Origin of the sequence: Embleya hyalina, from assembly GCF_003967355.1 — a bacterium.
In the GTDB taxonomy this organism is placed as follows: Bacteria; Actinomycetota; Actinomycetes; order Streptomycetales; family Streptomycetaceae; genus Embleya; species Embleya hyalina.
Window position 1 is genome coordinate 81,998 of sequence record NZ_BIFH01000051.1, and the last position, 24,339, is coordinate 106,336.

The following is a 24,339-nucleotide window of genomic DNA, read 5'->3' on the forward strand; positions in this document are numbered from 1 at the left end:
GTGGTATTCGTATCCAGCGGCGCGCCGAACGGGATCGTCGATTCCGGGGTCGGTGGCCCTCCCGCGGCCCGGGCCGGGTTCGAGCGGTCGCCGCATGTGGCCGGTCGGCCGATGCGGGGTGTGCTCGGGTTCGCCGGCGTCGACGTGTTCGGAGCGCTCGCGTGAAACTTACCGTCGTCGGGTGTTCCGGCAGCTTTCCCGGACCGGACAGCCCCTGCTCGTGCTACCTCCTCGAAGCCGACGGGGTGCGGATCCTGGTCGATCTCGGCAACGGCGCGCTCGGCGCCCTCCAGCGCCATGCCACGCTCGGCTCGATCGACGCCGTACTGCTCAGCCACCTGCACGCCGACCACTGCCTCGACCTCGCCTGCTACTTCGTGGCCCGCAAGTACTGCCCGGCCGGGGAGTTGCCCCGGCTGGCGGTCTACGGGCCGGCCGACACGCACGAGCGGATCGCGCGCGCCTACGACGTCGAGGGCGCGATCGACAACGGGCGCATGGCCGAGGTGTTCGACTTCCGCACGGTGGTCACCGGCACCTTCGAGGTGGGCCCCTTCCGGATCACCGCCGACCGGATGCCGCACCCCGTCGAGTCCTACGCGTTCCGGATCGAGGTGGGCGGGCGATCGCTGGTCTACTCCGGCGACACCGGGGTCAGCGACGACCTGGTGCGCATCTCGCGCGGTGCCGACCTGCTCCTGTGCGAGGCATCGTTCGAGCACGGTCGAGAGGACCTGCCGCACGTGCACCTGAACGGCCGGCAGGCCGGCGAGCATGCCGAACGCGCGGGCGTGGGGCGGCTGTTGCTCACCCACATCCCGCCGTGGACCAGCCGCGAGCGTAATCTCGACGACGCCCGCAAGACCTTCACCGGCGCCGTCGACCTGGCGCTGCCGGATGCCTCGCACACGGTCTGAACCCGGCGCCGCGCGGTCCGGACCGACACCCGCCACGGCTTAGGCTGGAGGCATGTCACGAGTAGACGGCCGTACCCCCGAGCAGCTCCGCCCGATCGGCTTCCAGCGCAAGTGGCTCGACCACGCCGAGGGCTCGGTCCTCGTCGAGTTCGGTCGCACCCGCGTCCTGGTCGCCGCCAGCGTCACCGAGGGTGTGCCGCGCTGGCGCAAGGGCAGCGGCGAGGGCTGGGTGACCGCCGAATACTCGATGTTGCCGCGCGCCACCCACACCCGCGGCGACCGCGAGTCGGTCAAGGGCCGGATCGGCGGGCGTACCCACGAGATCTCGCGGCTGATCGGCCGCTCGCTGCGTGCGGTGATCGACACCAAGGCGCTCGGCGAGACCACCATCCACCTGGACTGCGACGTGCTCCAGGCGGACGGCGGCACCCGGACGGCGGCGATCACCGGGGCCTATGTCGCGCTCGCCGACGCGGTGACCTGGGCGCGCGAGCACAAGCTCACCCGCAAGGGCGCCAATCCGCTGATCGGGTCGGTGGCGGCGGTCAGCGTCGGGATCATCGACGGCGTGCCGATGCTCGACCTCCCCTACGAGGAGGACGTGCGGGCCGAGACCGACATGAACATCGTCTGCACCGGGGACGGGCGTTTCGTCGAGGTGCAGGGCACCGCGGAGAAGGAGCCGTTCGACCGTGCGCTGCTGAACGACCTGCTGGATCTGGGCGCCCGGGGCTGCGCGGAGTTGACGACGCTTCAGCGGCGCGCCCTGGAGGGCTGAGCGGCCGAGTGGCGCAGCCCCGGGGACCACGAGGCGCGGGCTTCGGGTCCCGGGGCCGCGGGGAGGCAATGGCGGTACCCCGAGGGGGCGTTCCCGGCATACCGTGGCAAACGGTGGTCACGCGTCGGTTTCGAGTGTCACGTACGCGCAACCGACACGCACCGGGTGTGCGACCGTCGGCCCGGCGCGGCCCCGGACACCAGTACGGTCATGGCACCTGGTCATCCCGATCAGCGGCAGCCACGCCGGGCCCGACGGCCCGCCCCTGACGAGGAGCACCATGTTCCGCGCCACGTACCGTCCGCGCCGGGTTCTGCGCGTCACGATCGCCGCCACCGCCATGGCGGGCGCGTTGTTCGCCACCGCCGCGTGCAGCGAGGCGCAGAAGGCGATCTCGTGCGCCGAACTGGCCACCAACCTCACCAACGACATCGCGAGCCTCGGCAACGTGCTGAACGACCCGGACGCCGCCCGCAAGGCGCTCGACAACCTCCAGAAGACCTTGAACGACAAGACCAAGGACCTGGACTCCGAGGACGCGAAGAACGCCGCGAACGGCCTGGGCGACGTGATCACCCAGCTCAGCACCAAGGCGGCCAACGGCGGCAACCTCAGCGCGAGCGACGTGCAGCCGCTGATCAACGGCGCGAAGAACCTGACCACGATCTGCGTCAAGTAGGTCGCGCGGTCGACCGGGCCGAGCGGATCGAGCAGGACGGGCGGGGAGCCTCGCGGAGGAGGCGCCGCGGTGCGCTCGCGATCGTCCGCGCCGAAGCGCAGGATGGAAGTGGTGACCTCCGAAGGAGATGATCCACCATGCTCGCTGTGCGATCGATCAACGAAGCCGACGAGAGCCGCGACATACCGCACGGTCACCTGGACGTGGTCAGTCTGGAAGGCGTCGATTTCGGCGTCGCCCGATTCGAACCGGGCTGGCGCTGGTCGACGGACGTCGGGCCCATCGCCGGGACCGACAGTTGCCAGTTCCACCACAATGGTTACGTCGCCCAGGGACACATGCACATCCGCATGGACGACGGTGAGGAGAAGGACCTGAAGGCGGGCGACGTCTTCGTCTGCGACCCGGGCCACGACGCGTGGGTCGTCGGCGACGAGACCGCGCTGGTCTTCGACTTCGCCGGCAACATCCACGACTACGCCAAGTAGTCGCGACCGAGCGGCGATCCGGGCACCCGCGCCCGGACGGCGGTGACCCGCACGCCGGATTCGGTCGGTGCTCGGGGCGACCCTAGGCTTTGCGCCATGAGCCGTCTCGTACTCGCCACGCGCAACGCCAACAAGGTCGTCGAACTCCAGCAGATCCTCGCGGGCGTCGGACTCGACGTCGAACTCGTGGGGATGGACGCCTATCCCGATGTGCCCGACGTGCCCGAGACGGGGCTCACCTTCGCGGCCAACGCGCTGCTGAAGGCGCACGCCATCGCGCGGGCCACCGGACTCCCGGCGATCGCCGACGACTCGGGCCTGTGCGTGGCCGCGCTCAACGGGATGCCCGGGATCTTCTCCGCCCGCTGGGCCGGCACACACGGCGACGACACGGCCAACCTGCGGCTGCTGCTCGCCCAACTGTCCGACATCGCCGACGAACACCGCGCGGCGTGGTTCGCGTGCGCGGCGGCGCTCGCGCTGCCCGACGGCACCGAGCGGGTGGTCGAGGGCCGGTTCGAGGGCACGCTGACCCGCGAGCCGCGCGGCACCGGCGGCTTCGGCTACGACCCGATCCTGCGAGTGGCCGGTGACACCCGCACCGCCGCCGAGTTGACCGCCGCCGAGAAGAACGCGATCAGCCACCGGGGGAAGGCGTTTCGCGCGCTGGCCCCGATCGTGTCCGAGCTGATCGGCTGACCACCCCGCCCGGCCGCCCGTTCCTGCCGGGATTCGGCAGGGTTGGTAGCGTCTTCGTGCCGGGTTTCCGGCAGCGAAGCGGGGCTACGGGGTACGGGGGCAAGGCGTGAAGAGCCACGACGGGATACCCGCCGAGTTCCTGCGCGACTGGGCCGAACTGCTCGGCGAGATCTCGACCACCGGGCGCCTGTTGCGGCGCGCCGAGCTGGACGTGCTGGCCGACCTCGGCGAGCGGGCCGCGGAGGCCGGACACCACTGGCGCGCGCTGGTCGACCTGTACCTGCGCGAGACCCGCCGCGTGTGGACCACCCTGCCGGGCGTCGCCCGCGCGGGAAGCGTCGGTGAGGCGGCTCGCGCGGGCGAGGCGGTGCTGACCGCCTCCGAGGCGGCGATCACCGCGCTGGGCGCCGGCCACGAGCGGGCCCAGCGGTTGGCGGTCCGCCAGGCGGAGGCCGCCCGTCGCGAGTTCATCGACGACCTGCTGTACGGCCGCAGCGACCCGGGCCGGCTCGCCGAGCGTGCCGAGCGGTTCGGGCTGCGGCTGGCCCGCGCGCACGTGGTCGCGGTGGCCGTGGGCGCGGTGGCGTACGACGAGGCGCACCCGCTGGCCCGCCGGGTCGAGCGCGAGCTGATCGGCCGATTCGGCGAACGCGACGTGCTGCTGACCACCAAGGGCGGCCGGCTGGTGTGCGTCGCGCCGGACGACGAGCGGCCGGTGCTCGCCGCCTTCGCCGAGTACGCGACCCGGGCGGGCGGCGGGCGGGAGAGCGCCGACCGGGTCGCCCTGGGCCGATCGCACCCGGGCGCGGGCGGCGTCGTGCTGTCCTACGAGGAGGCGCTGGGCGCGCTCGACCTGGCCGAGCGGCTGGACCTGCCGGGCTCCGTGCTCGACGCGGCCGATCTGCTGGTCTTCCCGGTACTGCTGCGCGATCGGGCGGCGATGGCCGATCTGGTCCGCACCGCGCTCGGGCCGCTGGTGCACGCGCGCGGTGGCGCGGCCCCGCTCCTGGAGACGATCGCGGCGTGCGCGGCGGCGGGCTACGTCAACGCCGAGGCCGCCCGTCGGTTGCGGATCAGCGTACGCACGCTCTCCTATCGGCTGGAGCGGATCCGGACGCTGACCGGATACGACCCGGCCGACGCGTTGCAGCGCTACACCCTGGAGACCGCAGCGCTCGGTGCCCGCGTCCTGGGCTGGCCGAGTAACCCCCTTTAGCCGGGTTGTCCCCCGGGTCGCGGATCGGACGTCAAGGAGCGGCCAACACTGCCGGCTTCCGGCAATGCGCGCGCGTCCGCGGCGATGTCACCATGACGGCGCACGACGGGCCGAGGGGGGTGGGACGGTGGGGGATTTCGTGCGGGCGGCACTGGCGTTTCCCGCCGTTCTGTTCAGCTTCGCGCTCGTCGTGGTGGCGGCCTATTGGTTGCTGGTGTTGATCGGCGGTGTCGCCGTGGGCCATGGGGGCCCCGGGGGCGGCCATCATGACGGGCCCTGGGCCCACGGGGGTCATGATGGTCACGGGGGCCATGGGGATCACGGCCCGGGCGACACCGCCGGTGTCCCGGTCACGGTCACGATCTCGTTCGCGATCGCCGTGACCTGGTTCTGCTGCCTGGTCGGTACCGCGCTGACCGAGCGGTGGTGGCTGCGCGCCGCGGCGCTCCCCGCGGCGCTCGGTGCCGGATGGTTCGCCGCGCGCCTCGCGCGGGCGCTGGGCCGCCGCTTTCTGAAGGCCGAACGCCCCTCCCTGCGGGCCGACTTCGTCGGTCGTACCTGCCTGATCCGGACCGGTCGGGTGGGCCACGACTTCGGTCAGGCCGAGGTCCGGGCCGAGGACGGCTCGACCGCGCTCCTCCAGGTCCGCACCGACGAGAGCGGGCTGGTCTCCGGCAGCACCGCGTTGATCTTCGACTACGACGTCGCCGGCGAGTTCTTCCGGGTCACCCGCTTCGACAGCGCGCTGGACCCGGATCGCGTCACCGGCTGACTCTCCTTCGTGCTCCCGGCCGCCCCGAGCCGGTCCACGAGCACCCGCCCGACTTCCGTTCCGCCCGCCCTGCCTCCTGCCCGTCCGCCGCCGCGCGCCGTTGCCCGTGCGGTCACCAACGTCCCGTTCGACCAAGGGATTTCACTGATGGATGCCATCACCGTGGGCATCGGCGTGCTCGTCGCCGTCGTCCTGCTCGTCGTGCTCGTCGTCTTCCTCGCCGTGACCCGGCTCTACCGCAAGGTCTCGCAGGGCCAGGCCCTGATCATCTCCAAGGCCAACACGGTCGACGTCACCTTCACCGGCGCCGTGGTGCTGCCGGTGCTGCACCGGGCCGAGACCATGGACATCTCGGTGAAGACCATCGAGATCCGCCGGACCGGGCGCGAGGGGCTGATCTGCCGGGACAACATCCGGGCGGACATCCACATCTACTTCTTCGTCCGGGTCAACAAGACCGTCGAGGACGTGATCAAGGTGGCCCAGGCGATCGGCGCGGACCGGGCCAGCGACCGGGCGGCGATCCAGGACTTCTTCGCGGCCAAGTTCGCCGAGGCGCTCAAGACGGTCGGCAAACAACTCGACTTCGTCGACCTGTACACCAAGCGCGAGGAGTTCCGGGACCGGATCCTCGCGGTGATCGGCACCGACCTCAACGGCTACCACCTCGACGACGCCGCGATCGACTTCCTCGAACAGACCCCGATGAGCCAGCTCGACGCCGCGAACATCCTGGACGCCCAGGGCATTCGCAAGATCACCGAGCTGACCACCATCGAGCACGTGCGCACCAACGAGTACCAGCGCACCGAGGAAAAGGAGATGACCCGGCAAAACGTCGAGGCCCGCGAGACGGTGCTCGAACTGGAGCGCCGCCAGGCCGACGCGGAGATCAAGCAGCGCCGCGAGATCGAGATCAGCCGTGCCCGCGAGGAGGCGGAGACCTCCCGGGTGCAGGCCGAGGAGCGGCTGCGCGCGCAGTCGGCGCACATGAAGACCGAGGAGGCGCTCGGGATCCAGAACGAGAACCGGGAGCGCGAGGTCGCCGTCGCGCAGAAGAACCGCGAGCGGGTGATCGCGGTGGAGAACGAGCGGATCGAGAAGGACCGCCTCCTGGAGGTGATCGCCCGCGAGCGGGAGACCCAATTGCGCCGGATCGCCGGTGACAAGGAGGTCGAGGCGGAGAAGCGGGACATCGCCGAGGTGATCCGCGAGCGGATCGCGGTCGAGCGCACGGTGGCCGCGCAGGAGGAGGAGATCAAGAAGCTGCGGATGGTCGAGGAGGCCGAACGCGAGCGGCAGGCGCAGATCATCCACGCCGAGGCCGAGGCCCAGGGACGGCTGGTCAAGGACATCAAGGCGGCCGAGGCCGCCGAGCAGTCGGCCGGCCACCGCGCGGCCGAGCAGCTCACCATGGCCGAGGCCCGGCGCAAGTCGGCCGAACTGGACACCCAGGCCGCGATCCGCGCCGCCGAGGGCAAGCGGGCCGAGGCCGCCGCCGTGGGTCTGGCCGAGGCCGAGGTGACCGAGCGGATGGCCGACGCGGTGTCCAAGCGGGGTCTGGCCGAGGCCGCGGTGACCCGCGAGAAGGCGCTGGCGAGCGCCGACGGGCTGCGCGAGCGGCTGAAGGGCGAGGCCGAGGGCCTGACCGAGAAGGCCGCCGCGATGGCCGCGCTCGACGAGTCCAGCCGGATACACGAGGAGTACCGACTGCGCCTGGAGGCGGAGAAGGAGATCCGGCTCGCCGGCCTGGAGGTGAACCGGCAGATCGCCGAGGCACAGGCCACCGTGCTGGCCACCGGCCTGGAGAACGCCAAGATCGACATCGTCGGCGGGGACAGCGTGTTCTTCGACCGGATCATGGGCGCGATGGCCGCCGGGAAGAGTGTGGACGCCTTCGTCGACCGCTCCGACACCGTGCGCACGATGGCCGCCTCCTGGCTGGACCCGAACGGCTCGACGTTCGTCGACGACCTCGGCGCACTGGCCGCGGGCCTGGGCTCGGGCGGCGTGCGCGACCTGACCCTCGCGGGCGCGCTCGGCGCGCTGATCGCCGGCGGCGGACCGCAGTCGGCCACCCTCCAGGGCCTGCTGGACGCGGTCCGGGCCGGCGGGCTGGGCGACACCCGGCTCGCCGACCTGACCGCCCCGGCCCGGCTCAACGGCCTGGCCAAGTAGCGGGCCGCGCGATCACCGTGCCGTACGAGGGAGTTGACCCGAACGTGAGCGGCCAGACGGGCGGCCCGGAGGCCGAGCCCGGGACCTACGAGGTGCTGCGCGGGCGACTGCTCGTCGCGGCCCGCGAACTGGGCACGCGGGCCCGGGAGTTGAACGAGCGCCGGGTGCGCACCTACGGCGGCGGCGCGCCGGCGCTGACCGCCACCCACCGGCTGTACACCGAACGGGCCGTGGTGGCCCGGGACATCGTCCAGGTCGGCGGCCTGCTCCTGGCCGGCTGGAACACCGGCGGCGGGCCCGGCGAGGAGGTGGGGCCCGCCGACGTGTTCGCGCTGTACCGGCGCACCCCGGAGGGCTTCGTGCCGGCCCCGACCGACGCCGTCCCGGGCCTGCTCGACGACGCCCGGTTCCGGCAGGACTTCACCGCGCTGTACCGCTACTTCCGGGACACCCGACTGCTGCGGCTGCGCGACACCGGGACGCACCTGCTCGCGGTCTTCCGGGTCGGCGAACGCCTCACCGACATCCGGGTGTTGCGCTGGCGCCTGGCCCCCGACGGCACCCCCGCCTACCTCGACGCACAGGGCGAGCGCGAGCACGTCATCCCGGACGCGTACGACTTCCCCTGGACCGAGAGCACCCGCGCCGACCACGTACCGGGCCGGCACCCGCACATCGCGATCGCCGACACGCTGTATCTGGCCACGTCGGGCGGCCGGCTCGTGGTCAAGGTCGAGAACGACACCGAGACCGCCGAGGGGGTCTACGCGGAACCCGTCGACGACCCGCTCCAGTCGCTGGCCGACGCCGAGGTCGCGCACGCCCGGGTCGGACCGCTGTTGCTGGTCCGGGTGCGCCCGTACAACGAGAGCGAGCCGCGCCACCTGGTGTACAACACGCGCACCGCCGAGGTGCGCCGCCTCGACGGCATCGCGGCGGCCTGCCGGCGCCTGCCCGACGACCAGGGCATCGTCTTCCCCGGCGGCTATCACCCGAGCACCGGCGGCGCGCGCACCTTCGACATCGACACCACCGACGCGGAGTTCGAGGCGACGGTGCGCTCGCCCAACGGCGAGGACGTGCTGTACGTGTTCCATGCCCGGGCCGAGGGCCGCATCACGCTGCTGTCCTACAACGTGATCCGGGAGGAGGCCGCCGCGCCGATCGTCGGGCACGGCCGGGCGTTCTTCGCGGACGGCACGATGGCGATCCTGCGGGTGGTCGACGCCGAACCCACCCGGACGCACACCGTCCAGGTGTGGGACACGCCGTACACCTCGGACGCGTACGCCGCGGCGCGCCCGCCCGGTACCGGCCCCCTGGCCCGGATCGGCAACCCGGAACTGGTCCGCGGCATCGCCGACGCCCTCGCGATCACCGCGATGGCCGAGGAGACCGCGCCCACGACCGCCGTCTTCACCGCGATCACCGCCGCCGCGGCCCGGGTCGAGGACACCCACCACTGGCTCGGCGACGCCGAACTCGGGTCCCTCGCCGAACCGTTGGCCACCGTGCGCGGCGCCGCTGCGGATGTCGTCGAGGAGTTCCGCCGGGTCCTGGACCTGCGCCGGATCGCCGCCGACGCGCTCGCCGAGGCGGTCGCGAGCACCACCGCGCTGACCCGGCGGGTACGCGGCGAGGTGCCGGACAGCGCCACCGCCTGTGTCCGGCAGCTCGGCGAACTCCGGTACGCCCAGGGCCGGTTGGCGAGCCTGCGAGACCTCCGCCACGTGGACGCGGACGCGCTCGCCGAGGCGGATGCCGTGCTGGTCGCGGCACTGGCCGAGGCGGGCCGGCGGGCGGTGGCGTTCCTCGCCGACGACGACGCCTTCGTGGCCACCCACCGGATCGTCGACGAGTTGACCGCCGAGGCCGCCGCGTCGACCACCGTGGCCGAGGCGGGCGCGCTGACCGCCCGGATCGACGAACAGGCCGACGGGCTGCGCGTGGTCACCGAGGTGATCGGCACCCTCGACGGCACCGACGCCGGCGTGCGCACCACGATCCTGACCCGGATCGGCGAGGTCCTGGGCGGGGTCAACCGGGCTCGCGCGACCCTGGACGCGCGCCGCCGCGACCTGCTCGACGCCGAGCAGCGCGCCGAGTTCGCCGCCGAGATGGCGCTGTTGGAGCAGACCGTGGTCGGCGCGCTGGCCGCCGCCGAGACGCCCGAGGAGTGCGACGAGCACCTGGCCCGGTTGCTGGCCCGGATCGAGGACCTGGAGGCCGGGTTCGGCGCGCTCGACGAGCACCTGGCCCGGATCGGCGCCGAACGCGAGCGTGTCCACGACGCGTTCTCGGCCCGCAAGCAGGCCCGACTCGACGAGCGGGCCCGGCACGGCCGCCGCCTCGCCGACTCCGCACAGCGCGTCCTCACCACCATCGCCCGCCGGATCACCACCCTCGCGAGCATCGACGAGATCAACACCTGGTTCGCCTCCGACGCCCTGGTCGGCAAGGTCCGCTCGACCGCCGGGGAACTGCGCCGCCTCGGCGACCCGGTTCGCGCCGGCGAGTTGGAGGGCCGGCTCACCGCGGCCCGCCAGGAGGCCGTCCGGGCCCTGCGCGACCGGGCCGAACTGTACGACGCGGCGGGCACCGTACGGCTCGGCCGGCACCGGTTCGCGGTGCACGACCGCCCGATCGAGTTGACCCTGGTCCCACACGGGGACACCCTCGCGTTCGCGATCACCGGCACCGACTACCGCGAGGTGGTGCGCGAGCCGCTGCCCGCCGCCCATCGGGTCTTCCACGACCAGCCGCTGGGCTCCGAGTCGCCACAGGTCTACCGGGCCGAATACCTCGCGGCGGTGGTGCTCGCGGAGACCGAGGGCCGTGCGATCGACGCGCTGCCGGCCGAGGAACTGCTCGCCGAGGTACGGCGGATCGCGCTGTCCCGCCCCGGCGAGGGCTACGACCGGGGGGTGCACGACCGGGACGCGGCGGCGCTGCTCGCGGCCGTACTGCGCCTGCGGGCCGGCGCCGGGCTGCTGCGGTTCGCGCCGGAGGTACGGGCGGCGGCCCAGCTGTACTGGGCGCACGGCGTCGCCGCCGACGCCCGGCAACCCTGGACGACCCGGGCCCGGTCGCTCGGCCGGGCCAGGGACGCCTTCGGCCCGATCCCCGCCGTCGCCGACCTGGCCGCCGAACTCGGCGAGCGGGCAAGCGGGTTCCTGACCGAGGCGCTGGCCCCGCCGACCGCGTCGAGCACCGCGATCGGCGCCTACCTGTTCGAGGAACTCGCCGCCGGCGGACCGCGCTTCGCCACCGGCGCGGTCGCCCGCACGCTCCTGACCGGCTTCCGCGCCTCGCTCGGCGGCGACGACGCCGCCGCGGCCAAGGACTTCGCCGAGGACCTGCGGGCCCTCGACGGCGACCTGGCCGCGCGGCATCAGCTCGTCGGCGCCTGGCTCGGCGCCTACGCCGCACGCCTCGACACCGCCCCGCCCCCGGAGTTGGCCGAGGCGATCGCCGTCGAGGTGTGCGGGGCGGCGCTGGAGCGACACCACGTCGACGCCCCGATCGGCACCACCGTCACCGGCCTGCTCGGCGCCCACCCGCGGGTGGCGAACGGCGGCACGCTTGACCTGCGCCTGGACGAATTCCTGGTGCGCACCGACGAGTTCCGCCGCACCCGGGTGCCCGCGTACCGGGCGTACCAGCGCCGGCGCGCGGAACTGCTCGCCGCCGCCCGCGAGCGGCTGCGGCTCGACGCGCACACCCCCCGGGTGATGTCGGCGTTCGTCCGCAACCGGCTGATCGACGAGGTCTACCTGCCGCTGATCGGCGACAACCTGGCCAAACAGCTGGGCGCCGCGGGGCCGGAGCGGCGCACCGACAGCCAGGGGCTGCTGCTCCTGCTGTCCCCGCCCGGCTACGGCAAGACCACGCTGATGGAATACGTCGCCGCCCGACTGGGCCTGCTGTTCGTCCGGATCGACGGCCCCGCGCTCGGCGCGCGCACCACGTCCCTGGACCCGGCCGCCGCGCCGGACGCCGCCGCGCGGCGCGAGGTGGAGAAGATCGGGTTCGCCCTGGAACTGGGCGCCAACGTGCTGCTGCACGTGGACGACATCCAGCACGTCTCGCCCGAACTGCTGCAGAAATTCGTCTCGTTGTGCGACGCGCAGCGGCGGATCGAGGGTGTGCGCGACGGCGAGTCGCGCAGCTACGACCTGCGCGGGAAACGTTTCGCGGTGTGCATGGCCGGCAACCCGTACACCGAGTCCGGTGCGCGTTTTCGGATCCCGGACATGCTCGCCAACCGGGCCGACGTGTGGAACCTGGGCGATGTGCTCGGCGGGCGCGAGGAGTTGTTCGCGCTCAGCCACATCGAGAACGCGCTGACCGCCAACCCGGTCCTGGCCCCGCTCGCCGGGCGCGACCGGGCCGATCTGGACCTGCTGATCCGGCTGGCCCGCGGCGACGGCACCGCGCGCCCGGATCGGCTCGCGCACCCGTACGACGCGACCGAACTGGAGCGCGTCCTGGCCGTGTTGCGCCGACTGCTGCACGTGGTGGAGACGGTGCTCGCGGCGAACCGGGCCTACATCGCCTCGGCCGCGCAATCCGAGGCCGCGCGCACCGAACCGCCGTTCCGGCTGCAGGGCTCGTATCGGGACACCAACAAGCTGGCCGAGCGCATCCTGCCGGTGCTGGACGAGGTCGAGGTGGAGCGGCTGTTGGACGACCACTACGCGGCGGAGGCCCAGACGCTGACCACCGACGCGGAGGCGAACCTGCTCAAGCTCGCCGAACTGCGCGGCCGGTCGACCCCCGAGCAGCGGGCGCGGTGGGCGGAGGTGAAGCGGGCCTACCCGGCGGCGCGCGGCTGAGCGGAGGCGGGCTCCGGCGCGGCCTCGGCGGCCTGCGCCGGCTCCGGGATCCACGCGGCGGTGAGCACGCCGTGCCGGGTCCACCCCAGCGTGCGGTACAACTCCCGCCCGGCGGCGGTGGCGACCAGGACCCCGGTCCGGGCGCCGCGCGCGGCGGCGGCGTCGGCGAGCACGGTCATCACCACGCTGCCCAGGCCGCGCCGACGGTGCGCGGGGTCGGTATGGATCTGGTCGGCCACCGCGGTGTCCCCGGTGACCCCGATCCGCCCGCGGGCGGCGACCGCGCCGTCGGCGGCGAGCAGCCGGCCGAAGATCGTCTCGTCCCGGCTCTCGACCTCGACCGTGTAGCCGGCCGGCGCCGCCACCGACTGTCGGCGCAGCGGCCCGGTCATCGGATACTCCGGCTCGCCCACGGTCCACGCGGAGGTGAGCGCGGGCCGCACCCGCTCGACGGGCGCGAGGGTCTTGATCCAGGTGCCGGGCTCGGTCCGGGTCCGAACCACCTCGGCCGGCCGGTCCGGGTCGAAGAACACGTAGCGCACCCGATGGCCGGGCAACCCGACGTCGAGCCGATACCCGCCGTCCACCGCGACCGGTGCCGTCACCGACCGAGCCACCGCCCACCCGCCGACCCAGGCCCGGATCAGCTCTGCGTCGGACATGACCCGTTCCCGATCGGCGGTGCTCACGACAACTCCCCATCACGGCGGCGACACGAACCGATCAAGCTTATTGCAAGGCGTTTGCAACAAGCCGAGCGCGGGTCCCTCCGCCGAGGCTCCGGGCGACCCGACCCCTCGCGTGCCTGGTCACCGAGAGCCGAGCGCGCCTCTCGTGTCCGCGCTTCCCGCGTCGTGCGGGGCGAGCTCCGGTCGACCATCGCGCGGTGTGCGGAGCCGCCGTGCACGTGCTCGCCGAAGTGCCGGTGGCCCCATGGGACGCGGTGGACCCGAACGGCGCGGTGGACCCCGACGACGCGGAGCGATCGGCGTCGACGGCCGCGCCCGTGTGCCGGCTACGGGACGAGCACGACCCGGCCGAGTTGGGTGCGTTCCTCCAGCACTCGGTGGGCCCGTACCGCCTCGGTCAGCGGGAGGGTCGCGTGGACGGCCACCCGCAGGCGGCCCGCCGCCAGGTGTTCGGCGAGTTCGGCCGTCTCCTCGCGGGCCCGTTCGGGGGCGGCGGCGCGCCAGGCCAGGAGGGAGAAGCCGGCCACGGATCGGAGGGCGAACAGGTCGGTGGGCGCGATGCCGGACACGTCGCCGCTCGCCGCGCCGTAGACCACGACCCGCCCGAACGGCGCCACCACGTCGAAACCGCGGCGCAGGATCTCCCCGCCCACCGAGTCCAGCACGACGTCCACGCCCCCGGGCACGATCTCCCGCACCCGATCCGGCCAGTCGGCGGCGGAGTAGTCGACGGCGAAGTCGGCGCCGTACGCCCGGACGAAGTCGAACTTGGCCGCCGACCCGACGGCGGCCACGACCGTACCGGCGCCGAGCAGCTTGGCCAGTTGCACGACCAGGTGGCCGATCCCCCCGGCGGCGGCGTGCACCAATACCGTCTCGCCCGGGGCGAGTCGCCCGGTCCGCACCGCCCGCAGCGCCACCGGCGCGGCCAGCGGCAGCGCACTCGCCGCGCCGGGGTCGAGCCCGTCGGGCACCCGCACCGACCACTCGGCGTCGGCGAGCACGAAGTCGGCGAACGCGTCCTCGGCCAATGCGGCCACCCGCGCACCGACCGGCGGACCGGCCACCCCCGGGCCGAGTGCTTCGACCCGGCCCACCACGTCACCGGTGAGCACGCCGGGCAGCGGGCGTCGGAACAGCGGACCGGCGGCGGGACCGCGCCTGAACCGGGTGTCGACGAAGTTGGCGCCGATCGCCTCGCTCCGGATCAGCACCTGTCCCGGTCCGGGCTTCGGCACATCGACCTCCTCCACGGTGAGGACTTCCGGATCGCCGTACTCGTGGTAGCGGACTCGTCGCATTCGACCCTCCGGGCGGCAGGAGAACATGGTGGATATCGACCGGCATCAAACTGGACCGCCGGTCAAGTTGACTCGAACGTACTGGACCGCCGGTCAAGTTGTCCATGGATCACCAGCCTCGACCAGTGATGAGGAACGCGATGCCCGACGCCCCCACCGACCGCCCCGAACGCGCCGACGCCGCCCGCAACCGGCGCGCGATCCTGCGCGCGACCGAGGAGCTGCTGGCCCGGCACCGCCCGGAGCAGATCTCGATGGAGCAGGTCGCCGCGGCGGCGGGCGTCGGCAAGGGCACGGTGTTCCACCGCTTCGGCAGCCGGATGGGCCTGATGGAGGCCCTGATGGCGGAGCGCGCGCTCGCCCTGACCGAGGCGGTCACCACCGGCCCGCCGCCGCTCGGCCCCGGCGCCCCGCCCCGCGAGCGCCTGCTCGCCTTCCTCGACGCCATCGTCGACGTGGTCGCCCGCAACAAGGGCCTGATGGCCGCACTCGGCCACGCCGCGAGTACCGCTCCGAAACCGGACGTCGACCCCACCGAGGACCCGCGCACCGCACACCCGGTCTACGGGTTCTGGCACGGACACATCGCCGACCTGCTCGCCGCCCACCGCCCCGGCCTCGACGCCGAGACGCAGGCCCACCTCCTGCTCGCCGGCCTGCAAAGCCGATCCGTGTTGCGCCTGCTCGAACAGGGCGAGGGCGAACGGGTCGCCGCCGCCGTCCACACCCTGGCCGAAGCCCTGCTCACCGCCCCCTGACGCCCGCGCCCCCAACGCGTCGAGGCCGCCTCCGCACCCCGGCGCGAACCGGGAGGCGGGAAGCGGCCTCGACAGCGGGAACGGAGATCGAGCCTCAGGCCCAGAGCTGCCCGTGCAACCCCTCCACGGCGGCCTCCGTCGACTCCGCCGTGTAGATCCCGGTCGACAGGTACTTCCACCCGCCGTCCGCGATCACGAACGCGATGTCGGCGGGCTCCCCCGCCTTGACCGCCTTGCGCGCGATACCCAGCGCGGCGTGCAGCACCGCGCCGGTCGAGATGCCCGCGAAGATGCCTTCCTTCTCCAGCAGTTCGCGGGTACGCCCGACCGCCTCGGCGGAGCCCACCGAATAGCGCGTGGTCAGCACGTCGCCGTCGTACAGCTCCGGCACGAACCCCTCGTCGAGGTTGCGCAGCCCGTACACCACGTCGTCGTAGCGCGGCTCGGCCGCCACGATCGTCACGCCCGGGACCTTCTCGCGCAGGTAGCGCCCGACGCCCATCAGCGTGCCGGTGGTACCCAGACCCGCCACGAAGTGGGTGATCGTCGGCAGGTCCTCCAGCAGTTCGGGGCCGGTCGTCGCGTAGTGCGCGTCCGGGTTCGCCGGGTTCCCGTACTGGTACAACATCACCCAGTCGGGATGCTCCGCGGCCAGCTCCTTGGCCACCCGCACCGCCGTGTTCGACCCGCCCGCCGCGGGCGACGCGATGATCCGCGCGCCCCACATGCGCAGCAGCTCTCGGCGCTCCTCGGAGGTGTTCTCCGGCATCACGCAGACGATCTCGTAGCCCTTGAGCTTGGCCGCCATCGCCAACGCGATGCCGGTGTTGCCCGAGGTCGGCTCCAGGATCGTGCAGCCCGGCGTGAGCAGCCCGTCCCGCTCGGCCGCCTCGATCATGTGCAGGGCCGGGCGGTCCTTGATCGAACCGGTCGGGTTGCGGTCCTCCAGCTTGGCCCACACCCGCACCGTCGGCGACGGCGACAACGTCGGCAGGCCGACCAGCGGGGTCCGGCCGACCGAGTCGAGCAACGAGTCGTAACGCATCAGATCGAGCCGCCGGCGACCGCCGGAAGAATCGTCACGGTGTCGCCGTCGTCCAGCTTGGTGGTCAGGCCGCCGGTGAAGCGCACGTCCTCGTCGTTGAGGTAGACGTTGACGAAGCGGCGCAGTTCGCCGTTCTCCTCGACGAGTCGAGCGCGTACGCCCGGGTGCCGGACCTCCAGGTCGACCAGCAGGTCGGCGAGGGTGGCGCCGCTGCCGGGCACGGCCTTCGCGCCGTCGGTGTAGGTACGGAGGATGGTCGGGATGCGGACCTCGATGGCCATGGATGCGCTCCTCTGGTTGTGACGCGAACGGAGAGAACGCAGTCCGGACGCGGGCCGCACCCCCGACGCTCCATCGGAGGCGGTGGGGCGGGGGGTCGTTCATGTGCGCCGGTGCTGCGGGACGTGCCTGCTGCCTGGGTGCCTGGTGGGCCGATCCGACCTCGGGATCAGCCCACGCGCGCAGCGCGACAGAGGGCGCTGGAGAGTCGGCACAGGTCGACGTGCAGGCGTGCGACGAGGAAGGCACCCGGGGCTCCGCCCGGCACCGCTTCCGTCGTATTCACGCCCGCATAACGCATATGGTCATGCTAGCCATTCCCCCGGGGCGCTCCGATGTGATCTCGCATGCCGGAACTTCCCATATCGACGGGTGAGACGACGGTGAGGCGACGGCGGGTGGGACGACGGCGGGTGGGCCCCGCCGATCCCCGTCAGTAGGCGTCCACCACCTCGACCTCCTCCTCGGTGATCACGCCGTCGACGATCCGGTACGACCGGAACTCGTAGGTGTCCTCCTCGCGCGTGGACACCAGCACGTAGTGCGCGTTCGGCTCGGACGCGTAGGACACGTCCGTGCGCGACGGATACGCCTCGGTCGCGGTGTGCGAGTGGTAGACGATCACCGGCTCCTCGTCCCGGTCGTCCATCTCCCGGTAGAGCTTGAACAGGTCGGCCGAGTCGAACTCGTAGAACGTGGGCGAGCGCGCGGCGTTGAGCATCGGGATGAACCGCTCGGGCCGGTCGCTGCCCTCGGGCCCGGCGACGACGCCACACGCCTCGTCGGGGTGGTCGGCACGGGCGTGGGCGACGATGCGATCGCGCAGGGCTGCGGTGATGGTGAGCATGCCCCGAGCGTACTGAGCACCCGCCCGACCCGTGTGCCCGCGCGGCCGGCGCCGGCTCCGCCCCCGCGCTCAGACCCGCGCCCCGTGCCCGCGCCGTACCGGGATGTACGCCACCACCAGGAACGCCACCCAGATCGGCACCACGTACAGCGCGATCCGGGTGTCCGCCGAGAAGCCGAGCAGGACCACCACCATCACCAAAAACGCCAGCACCGCCCAGCCCGTGTACGGCGCGCCCGGCATCCGGAAGCCGTGCCCGGCGAGCCGCCCCCGGTCCACCGCGCGCCGGTAGCGCATCTGGCAGCCGACGATCATGCCCCACGTCCACAGCGCGCCGACGGTGGCCACCGAGGTGATGTACATGAACGCCTTGTCCGGGACCACCGCGTTGACCAGCACCCCGAGCCCCATCACGATCGCCGAGGCGGTGATCGCCATGGCCGGCACCCGGTGCGAACTGAGCCCGCTCACCCCCGGCGGCGCCTGCCCGTCCACCGCGAGCGTGCGCAACATGCGCCCGGTCGAGTACAGCCCCGAGTTGCACGAGGACAGCGCCGCGGTGAGCACCACGAAGTTGATGATCGCCGCCGCCGCAGGAATGCCCACCCGGTCGAAGACCAGCACGAACGGGCTCTCCTCGGCGTGGAAGTCGGTCCACGGCGCCAGCGAGAGGATGATCACCAGGGCGCCGATGTAGAACAGCCCGATCCGGAACGGGATGGTGTTGATCGCGCGCGGCAGCACCTTCTCCGGGTTCTGCGCCTCGCCCGCGGTCACCCCGACCAGTTCGACACCCAGGAACGCGAACATCACGATCTGGAGCACCAGCAGGGTCTCTCCGACGCCGTTGGGCGCGAACCCGCCGTCGGACCACAGGTGCGATACGGACGCCTGGTCGCCGGCCTCGCCGAAACCGAGGATCAGCACCCCGATGCCGACCAGGATCATCCCGATGATCGCGGTCACCTTGATCATCGAGAACCAGAACTCGAACTCGCCGAACAGCTTGACCGAGATCAGATTGGCCGCGAACAACACGAGCAGCACCACGAGCGCGGTCACCCACTGCGGGATCGCCGGCCACCAGTACTGCACGTAGACGCCCGCGGCGGTGATCTCCGCCATCCCGGTGACGACCCACATGATCCAGTACGTCCACCCGGTGACGAACCCGGCGAACGGACCGAAGAACTCCCGCGCGTATTCCGCGAAACTGCCCGCCACCGGGCGGTACATCAGCAATTCGCCCAGCGCGCGCATGACGAAGAAGATCATTACGCCGGCCACCGCGTAGGCGGCGATCAACGACGGCCCGGCCTTCTCGATCGCCCCGCCGGCACCGAGGAACAGCCCGGTGCCGATCGCCCCGCCGATGGCGATCATCTGGATCTGCCGGCCGTTCAGCCCCCGCTCGTAGCCCTCGGCGTCCGCGCCGGGCCCGGCCGCCGAGGCGGCCGATCCGGCTTCGGTATCCATCATGATCGCTCCCCTTCGTCGGTACGGAGGCCGTATTACCAACGACGGGGAGTGGAAACCGGTATTCCGATTGTTCCTGCGTGTCCCTTTCGCGGGGACGGCCGGTTCGTCGTGGGTGCGCCGGTGCGCGGTTACAACGCGCCGAGCAGGGAGTCCTGGAGGCCGCCCAGCCAGTGGAACACCGCGAACAGCCACCGGCGCGGGTCGTCGTCGGCCAGCTTGGCCTCGAACTCCTCCATGTCCTCGGTGACTTCCAGTCGTGTACCGATCACCAGGCGCAGGTCGTTGAGGGTGCCGAGCCAGGCCTGTACACCCGGCGCGTCCAGCACCACCCGGTGCTCGCGGCCGCTCACGACCCGGTCGTCCTCGGCCGGTTCGGTCAGATCGACCAGTTCGGCAAGGTCGGCGAGCACGATCCGCGCGTTGTCCCGCTTGCGCAGCCGCAGGTCGGTCTCGGTGTACCGGCGGAACTCGGCCGCCGCCGCCACGTCGTCGGCGTAGGCGTCCGGCAACAGGCGGGCCAGCGCCGGGTCGTCCGGAGTGGCCGGCACCTCGGTCGAGCCGAGCCCGGTCAGGCCCAATTCGGCGGCCAGCGGATCGACCGCCTCGTCGTCCGGCGAGACCATCTCGACCAGTTGACCGCACAGATCGGCCAGCACTCGCACGTGCATGTCCTCGAGGACGATCTCGGGCCGTCCCGAGCGTCCGCGCATGAAGAGGCCGTTCACAGGCTGTGCAACTCCCGGAGAATATGGGCGAGGAGAGGGTGCGACGGCCACCCGAGGGGCCGGCCGGGTCGTTCCAACCGCGCGGGCGTCACTTGTCGTGCTGGATGGTCGCCCACAGCCCGAACCCGTGCATCGCCGTCGTGTCGCGCTCCATCTCCTCGCGCGTCCCCGACGACACCACGGCCCGACCCTTGTTGTGCACGTCGTGCATCAGCTTCTCGGCCTTGCGCTTCGGATAGCCGAAGTAGGACTGGAAGACGTAGGTGACGTACGACATCAGGTTGATCGGATCGTTCCAGACGATGCACACCCATGGGGTCTCGGCCCGGACGTCCTCGTCGGGCTGATGCTTCTCGACCTCGATGGGAGCGACACTCATGGGACCCATGCTGCCATCAGGCCAGGGCCCGGGCGAACCGGCTCGACGGGGGTGGGCGTGCCCGGATGTGACCCGGGGCGTACCCGTCCCCCCTCGGGTACGGCAAAATCCCGCGCATGTCCTCTGCGCCCGCACCGGGTTGGTACCCGGACCCGGAGATCACCGGCCACATCCGTTACTGGGACGGCGGTGCCTGGGTGCCGGACAGCAGCCGGCCCGCCGAGGAACCCGGCCGGCCCGCCGACGGCCCGACCGCCGACGTGGGCGGCGGCGCGATCCGGGCCAACACGCCCGAGGCGATCGAGCAGGGCGGCCGGGTGATCCGCGGCGAGGTGCTGTCCACGAGCACCGGCGCGCCCTACGACATGTCGTCGACCGGGATGTACGCGCCGCCGAGCGCCGAGCCGGGACCGGCCGCCGGGCCGGGCGCGCCGCGTTCGGGGCCGACCGGTCCGACCGCGCCGACCGGTGGGCGGAGGGGGGCGACGCCGCCGGCCGAGACCGTGCCGCCGCCGCGCGCCGACGGCGAGCCGGGGCCGTGGCGGCCGGTACAGGCCGACCTGTTCGGCAGCAACGAGCGACGGCCGGCGCACCTGGGCCGGCGCCTGCTCGCCCGGATCGCCGACGCGCTGGTGCCGCTCGCGGCCGGCATCGCGGTGGCCATCCCGGTCGTGCCGGACGCGGTCGACCACATCCGGGACAAGATCGACCGGGCCCGCTACGAGGGGCGCGACACCACGGTGTGGCTGCTCGACGGCACCACCGGCACCGCGCTCGCCATCGTGCTCGGCACGGTGCTCGCGGCGGCGCTGCTGTACGAGGCGCTGCCCACCTGGAAGTGGGGCCGCTCGCTGGGCAAGACCCTGTTCGGCCTGCGGGTGGCCGACCTGGACAGCCACGACACCCCCACGCTGTGGCAGTCGGTACGGCGCTGGCTGGTCCTGTACGTCCCGGGCGTGTTCGTCGTCGGCGTGCTCGGCGCGCTGTGGGGGCTGTTCGACCGGCCGTGGCGCCAGGGGCTGCACGACAAGGCGGCCCGTACGTTCGTCGCCCGGGACTGAACGGGCGGCGGGCGGGTCCGCACGGCGCACCCGACTCGCCCGCCCCCGTCACCGGTCACCGGTCACCCGTCACCCGTCACCCGTACAGACGCGACACGCCAGGGTTGGCCGAAGGCGTCACGCTCACGTCGGGTTATGTCCGCTTTACTCAGTTTTATGACAGGAAGCCCACCGCCCCCGCCGCCGCCTTCCGATCCGTCCGGCAACGACCCGACGGGCGGGAACCCGTCCGGACAACAACCGCCCGCCGGCAGCCGACCTCCGTACGGGCAGGATCCGACCGGGCAACAACCGCCCTACGGACGGGATCCGTCCCAACAGCCGCCGTACGGCCAGGACCCCACGGGCCAGTACCCCTACGGCCAGGGCGGCCCGTACGGCCAGGAGCCGACCTACGGCGCGGGCGCGGGCGGCGGATACGGCGGCGGGCCGACGCTCGGCGGGCCGCTGCGCCGACTGGTCGCGCGGATCATCGACAGCCTGATCGTCGGCGTGGTCGCCGGCCTGATCTCCTGGCCGGTCACCGGCAACGACTACGACGACGTGTCGTTCGGCGCCCAATTCACCTCGGGGCTGATCTTCTCGCTGATCTACTTCGTCTACGAGGGCTTCCAACTCGACCGGTTCGGCCGCACCCTCGGCAAGCGGGTGGTGCGCATCCGGGTGGTTCGGGTGGCCGACGGCGGGCCCATCGCGGGGTCGATCGCGTGGACCCGCGCCGGCGTCTACACCCTTCCGGTCATCGTGCCCTGTCTGGGCACGTTGTTCTGGCTGGTCAACGTCCTGTGGCAGTTGTGGGATCAGCCCTGGCACCAGTGCCTGCACGACAAGGCCGCGCGCACCACGGTCATCCGCGGGGCGTGACCCGAGCCGAGTGATGCCGTGCGCGGATCCCGAGTACTGCCGTCGTCGTGCCGAGCGCGACCCCGATGCCCATGGCGACGGCAGCCCCCGCCACGGTGCGCGGTTCCCATGCCGCGAGTAGTGAGACCGTCAAGACGATCGTGACGAATACGCCGTAGCCGAGTCGGAAGAAGTCTCCTCTTGCCACGACGCACCACCTCCCCTGCACCCCTTTGTGCACGCCCCCCTGTTTCACGCTACTGCGCGCGACGCGCAATGTAAGCATTCGATCGCGATCGGGATTTATCGGTCCCGACTCCGGGCACCCTCCCGCGATCGGTCGGGGCGGTGGTCCTCGATCTCGGACCACCCGAGCCCCGGAGCGTCCTCGTGCATCCCAGGCGCGTCACTCCCGCCCTCGTCACCGTGTTGTGCGCGCTGCCGATCCTCGCCGCGGTGCCCACTCCCGCGGCGCCGGGACCCGGCGAACCGGCCGCGGGGGCCGACGCCGGGGCCTTCGCCGAACGCGACCACGACCTGTCACACCCGTTCAGCGAGCGGCGCCGACAGCGGCGCGACGCGGCGGTGCGGGCGATGACCGAGGAACCGGGGCCGGTCTCGCGCACCGTGCCGGCGGGGGAGGCGGGCCGCGCCGAGACCCGACCGCCCGCCGAGTCGCGGGTGTTCGTGATCCTGGTCGAGTTCGGCGACCGCGTCGACGGCCCGAACGGACAGCGCCACGACTCGCGCCCCGGCCCACGGCACAACACGATCCCCGCGCCGGACCGGGCCCGGGACACCACCACGATGTGGCGGCCGAGCTACGAACGCGACCACTACCGGGACCTGTTCTTCGGCCCGGGCACGGTCGCGCCGTCCCTGGCCTCGTACTACCTGCGGCAGTCGGCGGGACGCTACTCGATCGACGGCGAGGTCGCCGACTGGGTGCGGGTGCCGTACAACGAGGCGCGCTACGGCAACGACGCGTGTGGCAGGAACGTCTGCCGGGACGTCTGGGCGCTGGTCCGCGACGCGCTGAAGGCCTGGTACGACGGGCGGGCCGCAGAGGGGCTGAGCGCCGCGCGGATCCGCGAGCGACTCGCCTCGTTCGACCGGTGGGACCGGGACGACTTCGACGGCGACGGGAACTTCGACGAGCCCGACGGCTACCTGGACAACGTGGAGATCGTGCACGCCGGCGTGGACAAGGCCCAGGGCGGCGGCGAACAGGGCCGCGGCGCGATCTGGTCGCACCGCTGGTACGCGGAGGCCGACCAGGTGGGCCGCACCGGGCCGGCCGACAACCGGGCGGGCGGGGTGCCGATCGGGGACTCGGGGATGTGGGTCGGCGACTACACGATGCAGCCGGAGAACGGCGGGCTGGGCGTGATCGCACACGAGTTCGGCCACAACCTGGGCCTGCCGGACCTGTACGACCGGGGCGACTCCGCCGAAGGCCCACCCGGCTTCTGGTCACTGATGGCCCTCGGCGCCTACCTCGGCGACGAGGACGGCGCGGGCTCCCTGCCGGGCGCCCTGTCCGCGTGGGACAAGCTCCAACTCGGCTGGCTGGACGTCCGAGTCGTCGACCCGACCCGAAAAACCGTGGTGCAACTGGCCCCCAACCAGTCCACGGGCGACCCACAGGCCCTGCTGATCCCACTCCCCCCACGCCCCGACGGCGCGAAACGCTGGTACATCGTCGAAAACCGCCAATACGTGGGCGCCGACACCACCCTGGTCGACGGCCCGTACCACCTCACCGCCGGCAAACGTGTGGCCATCCACTTCCCCTACGGCGAGGGCGTGCTGATCTGGCTGTGGGACACCGCGTTCACCGACAACGACGTCTCCCGCCACCCGGGCGAGGGCCTGATCCTCCCGATCGACATCCACCCGGACCCCCTCCGCGACCCCACCGGCAAACCCCTGCCCACCCGCTTCCAAATCGCCGACGCGGCCCTGACCGCAAAATCCGAACAAACCTCCGCGATCACCCTGGGCCACCTGGGCACCTTCCCTTCCCGCCCGGGCACCCCGACCTTCACCGACACAGCCACCGCCTACTGGTCCCAGGCATCCCCCACGGCCGGCGTGAAGGTCCCCCACAGCGGCGTACAAATCCACACGGAAGGCCCCACCAGAACAGGCGGCGCCACAAGAGTCACAATCACCGGACCAACCCCATGACAACCACGGAGCAAGAGACCGCGCCGAATCCCCCAAGCCATATTCCGAAACACCCCGGGCACTCCCCGACGAACACTGGATCTCACCCACGGACCACCGATACGGGATGAACCCGATATAAGGGGCAGACCACCGCCGGCGTACGGGGCTCCAAGACCGAAGCTCCCGACGAGACGGGCGC

Annotated in this window: 22 protein-coding genes; 13 read left to right on the forward strand and 9 right to left on the reverse strand. The window is 72.4% G+C overall.

The window, feature by feature from the left end:
* Positions 1-161 precede the first annotated feature (161 nt).
* From EMA17_RS46470 to EMA17_RS46510, 9 genes are all read left to right on the forward strand, one after another.
* Entirely contained in the window at positions 162-917 is a 756-nt protein-coding gene (locus EMA17_RS46470) for an MBL fold metallo-hydrolase (RefSeq protein WP_126643271.1), read from the forward strand.
* Positions 918-969: 52 nt separating this feature from the next.
* Positions 970-1,695 carry a ribonuclease PH gene (gene rph, locus EMA17_RS46475; protein WP_126643272.1) on the forward strand — a complete coding sequence of 242 codons (726 nt, stop codon included), beginning with the start codon at positions 970-972 and terminating at the stop codon, positions 1,693-1,695.
* A gap of 280 nt (positions 1,696-1,975) precedes the next feature.
* Positions 1,976-2,374 carry a hypothetical protein gene (locus tag EMA17_RS46480; protein ID WP_126643273.1) on the forward strand — a complete coding sequence of 133 codons (399 nt, stop codon included), beginning with the start codon at positions 1,976-1,978 and terminating at the stop codon, positions 2,372-2,374.
* Positions 2,375-2,511: 137 nt separating this feature from the next.
* Positions 2,512-2,862: a cupin domain-containing protein gene (locus EMA17_RS46485; protein ID WP_126643274.1), complete on the forward strand. Its 351-nt coding sequence runs from the start codon at positions 2,512-2,514 to the stop codon at positions 2,860-2,862.
* Between the two features lie 96 nt (positions 2,863-2,958).
* Positions 2,959-3,561, forward strand: coding sequence for an RdgB/HAM1 family non-canonical purine NTP pyrophosphatase (gene rdgB, locus EMA17_RS46490; protein WP_126643275.1), 603 nt, complete (start codon positions 2,959-2,961; stop codon positions 3,559-3,561).
* A 106-nt stretch (positions 3,562-3,667) separates the two neighbouring features.
* Positions 3,668-4,777, forward strand: coding sequence for a PucR family transcriptional regulator (locus EMA17_RS46495; RefSeq protein WP_126643276.1), 1,110 nt, complete (start codon positions 3,668-3,670; stop codon positions 4,775-4,777).
* A gap of 127 nt (positions 4,778-4,904) precedes the next feature.
* Complete coding sequence (locus EMA17_RS46500; RefSeq protein ID WP_126643277.1) at positions 4,905-5,549, forward strand: hypothetical protein; 645 nt, start codon at positions 4,905-4,907, stop codon at positions 5,547-5,549.
* 147 nt (positions 5,550-5,696) lie between these two features.
* Entirely contained in the window at positions 5,697-7,727 is a 2,031-nt protein-coding gene (locus tag EMA17_RS46505; protein WP_126643278.1) for a flotillin family protein, read from the forward strand.
* Between the two features lie 44 nt (positions 7,728-7,771).
* On the forward strand, positions 7,772-12,562 hold the full coding sequence (locus tag EMA17_RS46510) for a DNA repair ATPase (protein WP_126643279.1): 4,791 nt from the start codon (positions 7,772-7,774) through the stop codon (positions 12,560-12,562).
* Here EMA17_RS46510 and EMA17_RS46515 read toward each other — a convergent pair.
* Both EMA17_RS46515 and EMA17_RS46520 read right to left on the reverse strand, forming a co-directional pair.
* A complete protein-coding gene (locus tag EMA17_RS46515; protein ID WP_246127326.1) occupies positions 12,541-13,251 on the reverse strand; it encodes a GNAT family N-acetyltransferase in 711 nt (236 codons plus the stop codon). The two genes, EMA17_RS46510 and EMA17_RS46515, sit on opposite strands and share 22 nt — an antisense overlap.
* A gap of 326 nt (positions 13,252-13,577) precedes the next feature.
* A complete protein-coding gene (locus EMA17_RS46520) occupies positions 13,578-14,552 on the reverse strand; it encodes a quinone oxidoreductase family protein (protein ID WP_126643280.1) in 975 nt (324 codons plus the stop codon).
* A gap of 140 nt (positions 14,553-14,692) precedes the next feature.
* On the opposite strand from EMA17_RS46520, the gene EMA17_RS46525 reads away from it, so the two are divergent.
* Positions 14,693-15,310 carry a TetR/AcrR family transcriptional regulator gene (locus EMA17_RS46525; protein ID WP_174861534.1) on the forward strand — a complete coding sequence of 206 codons (618 nt, stop codon included), beginning with the start codon at positions 14,693-14,695 and terminating at the stop codon, positions 15,308-15,310.
* A 94-nt stretch (positions 15,311-15,404) separates the two neighbouring features.
* On the opposite strand, the gene EMA17_RS46530 is transcribed toward EMA17_RS46525, so the two are convergent.
* The 7 genes from EMA17_RS46530 to clpS all read right to left on the reverse strand — a co-directional run bounded on the left by EMA17_RS46530 (position 15,405) and on the right by clpS (position 20,064).
* Entirely contained in the window at positions 15,405-16,355 is a 951-nt protein-coding gene (locus tag EMA17_RS46530; protein WP_126643282.1) for a PLP-dependent cysteine synthase family protein, read from the reverse strand.
* Complete coding sequence (locus EMA17_RS46535; RefSeq protein WP_078977063.1) at positions 16,355-16,636, reverse strand: MoaD/ThiS family protein; 282 nt, start codon at positions 16,634-16,636, stop codon at positions 16,355-16,357. The genes EMA17_RS46530 and EMA17_RS46535 overlap by 1 nt, the downstream gene beginning before the upstream one ends.
* Positions 16,637-16,803: 167 nt before the next feature.
* A complete protein-coding gene (locus EMA17_RS56240; protein WP_360307782.1) occupies positions 16,804-16,902 on the reverse strand; it encodes a putative leader peptide in 99 nt (32 codons plus the stop codon).
* Positions 16,903-17,067: 165 nt separating this feature from the next.
* Positions 17,068-17,481, reverse strand: a complete 414-nt coding sequence (locus EMA17_RS46540; RefSeq protein ID WP_126643283.1) for a M67 family metallopeptidase — start codon at positions 17,479-17,481, stop codon at positions 17,068-17,070.
* A gap of 69 nt (positions 17,482-17,550) precedes the next feature.
* Positions 17,551-18,960 (reverse strand): amino acid permease, encoded by a 1,410-nt coding sequence (locus EMA17_RS46545; protein WP_126643284.1) that lies wholly within the window; start codon positions 18,958-18,960, stop codon positions 17,551-17,553.
* A 128-nt stretch (positions 18,961-19,088) separates the two neighbouring features.
* The gene (locus tag EMA17_RS46550; RefSeq protein WP_126643302.1) at positions 19,089-19,670 is read right to left on the reverse strand and encodes a DUF2017 domain-containing protein; all 582 of its coding nucleotides are present in this window, start codon (positions 19,668-19,670) and stop codon (positions 19,089-19,091) included.
* Between the two features lie 103 nt (positions 19,671-19,773).
* Positions 19,774-20,064, reverse strand: coding sequence for an ATP-dependent Clp protease adapter ClpS (gene clpS / locus EMA17_RS46555; protein ID WP_174861535.1), 291 nt, complete (start codon positions 20,062-20,064; stop codon positions 19,774-19,776).
* Positions 20,065-20,180: 116 nt separating this feature from the next.
* Here clpS and EMA17_RS46560 point away from each other — a divergent pair, with 116 nt between their 5' ends.
* The 3 genes from EMA17_RS46560 to EMA17_RS46575 all read left to right on the forward strand — a co-directional run bounded on the left by EMA17_RS46560 (position 20,181) and on the right by EMA17_RS46575 (position 24,158).
* Positions 20,181-21,125, forward strand: a complete 945-nt coding sequence (locus tag EMA17_RS46560; RefSeq protein WP_126643286.1) for an RDD family protein — start codon at positions 20,181-20,183, stop codon at positions 21,123-21,125.
* A gap of 156 nt (positions 21,126-21,281) precedes the next feature.
* Positions 21,282-21,989, forward strand: coding sequence for an RDD family protein (locus tag EMA17_RS46565; protein WP_126643287.1), 708 nt, complete (start codon positions 21,282-21,284; stop codon positions 21,987-21,989).
* Between the two features lie 369 nt (positions 21,990-22,358).
* Positions 22,359-24,158, forward strand: a complete 1,800-nt coding sequence (locus EMA17_RS46575) for an immune inhibitor A domain-containing protein (protein ID WP_126643289.1) — start codon at positions 22,359-22,361, stop codon at positions 24,156-24,158.
* Positions 24,159-24,339: the final 181 nt, after the last annotated feature.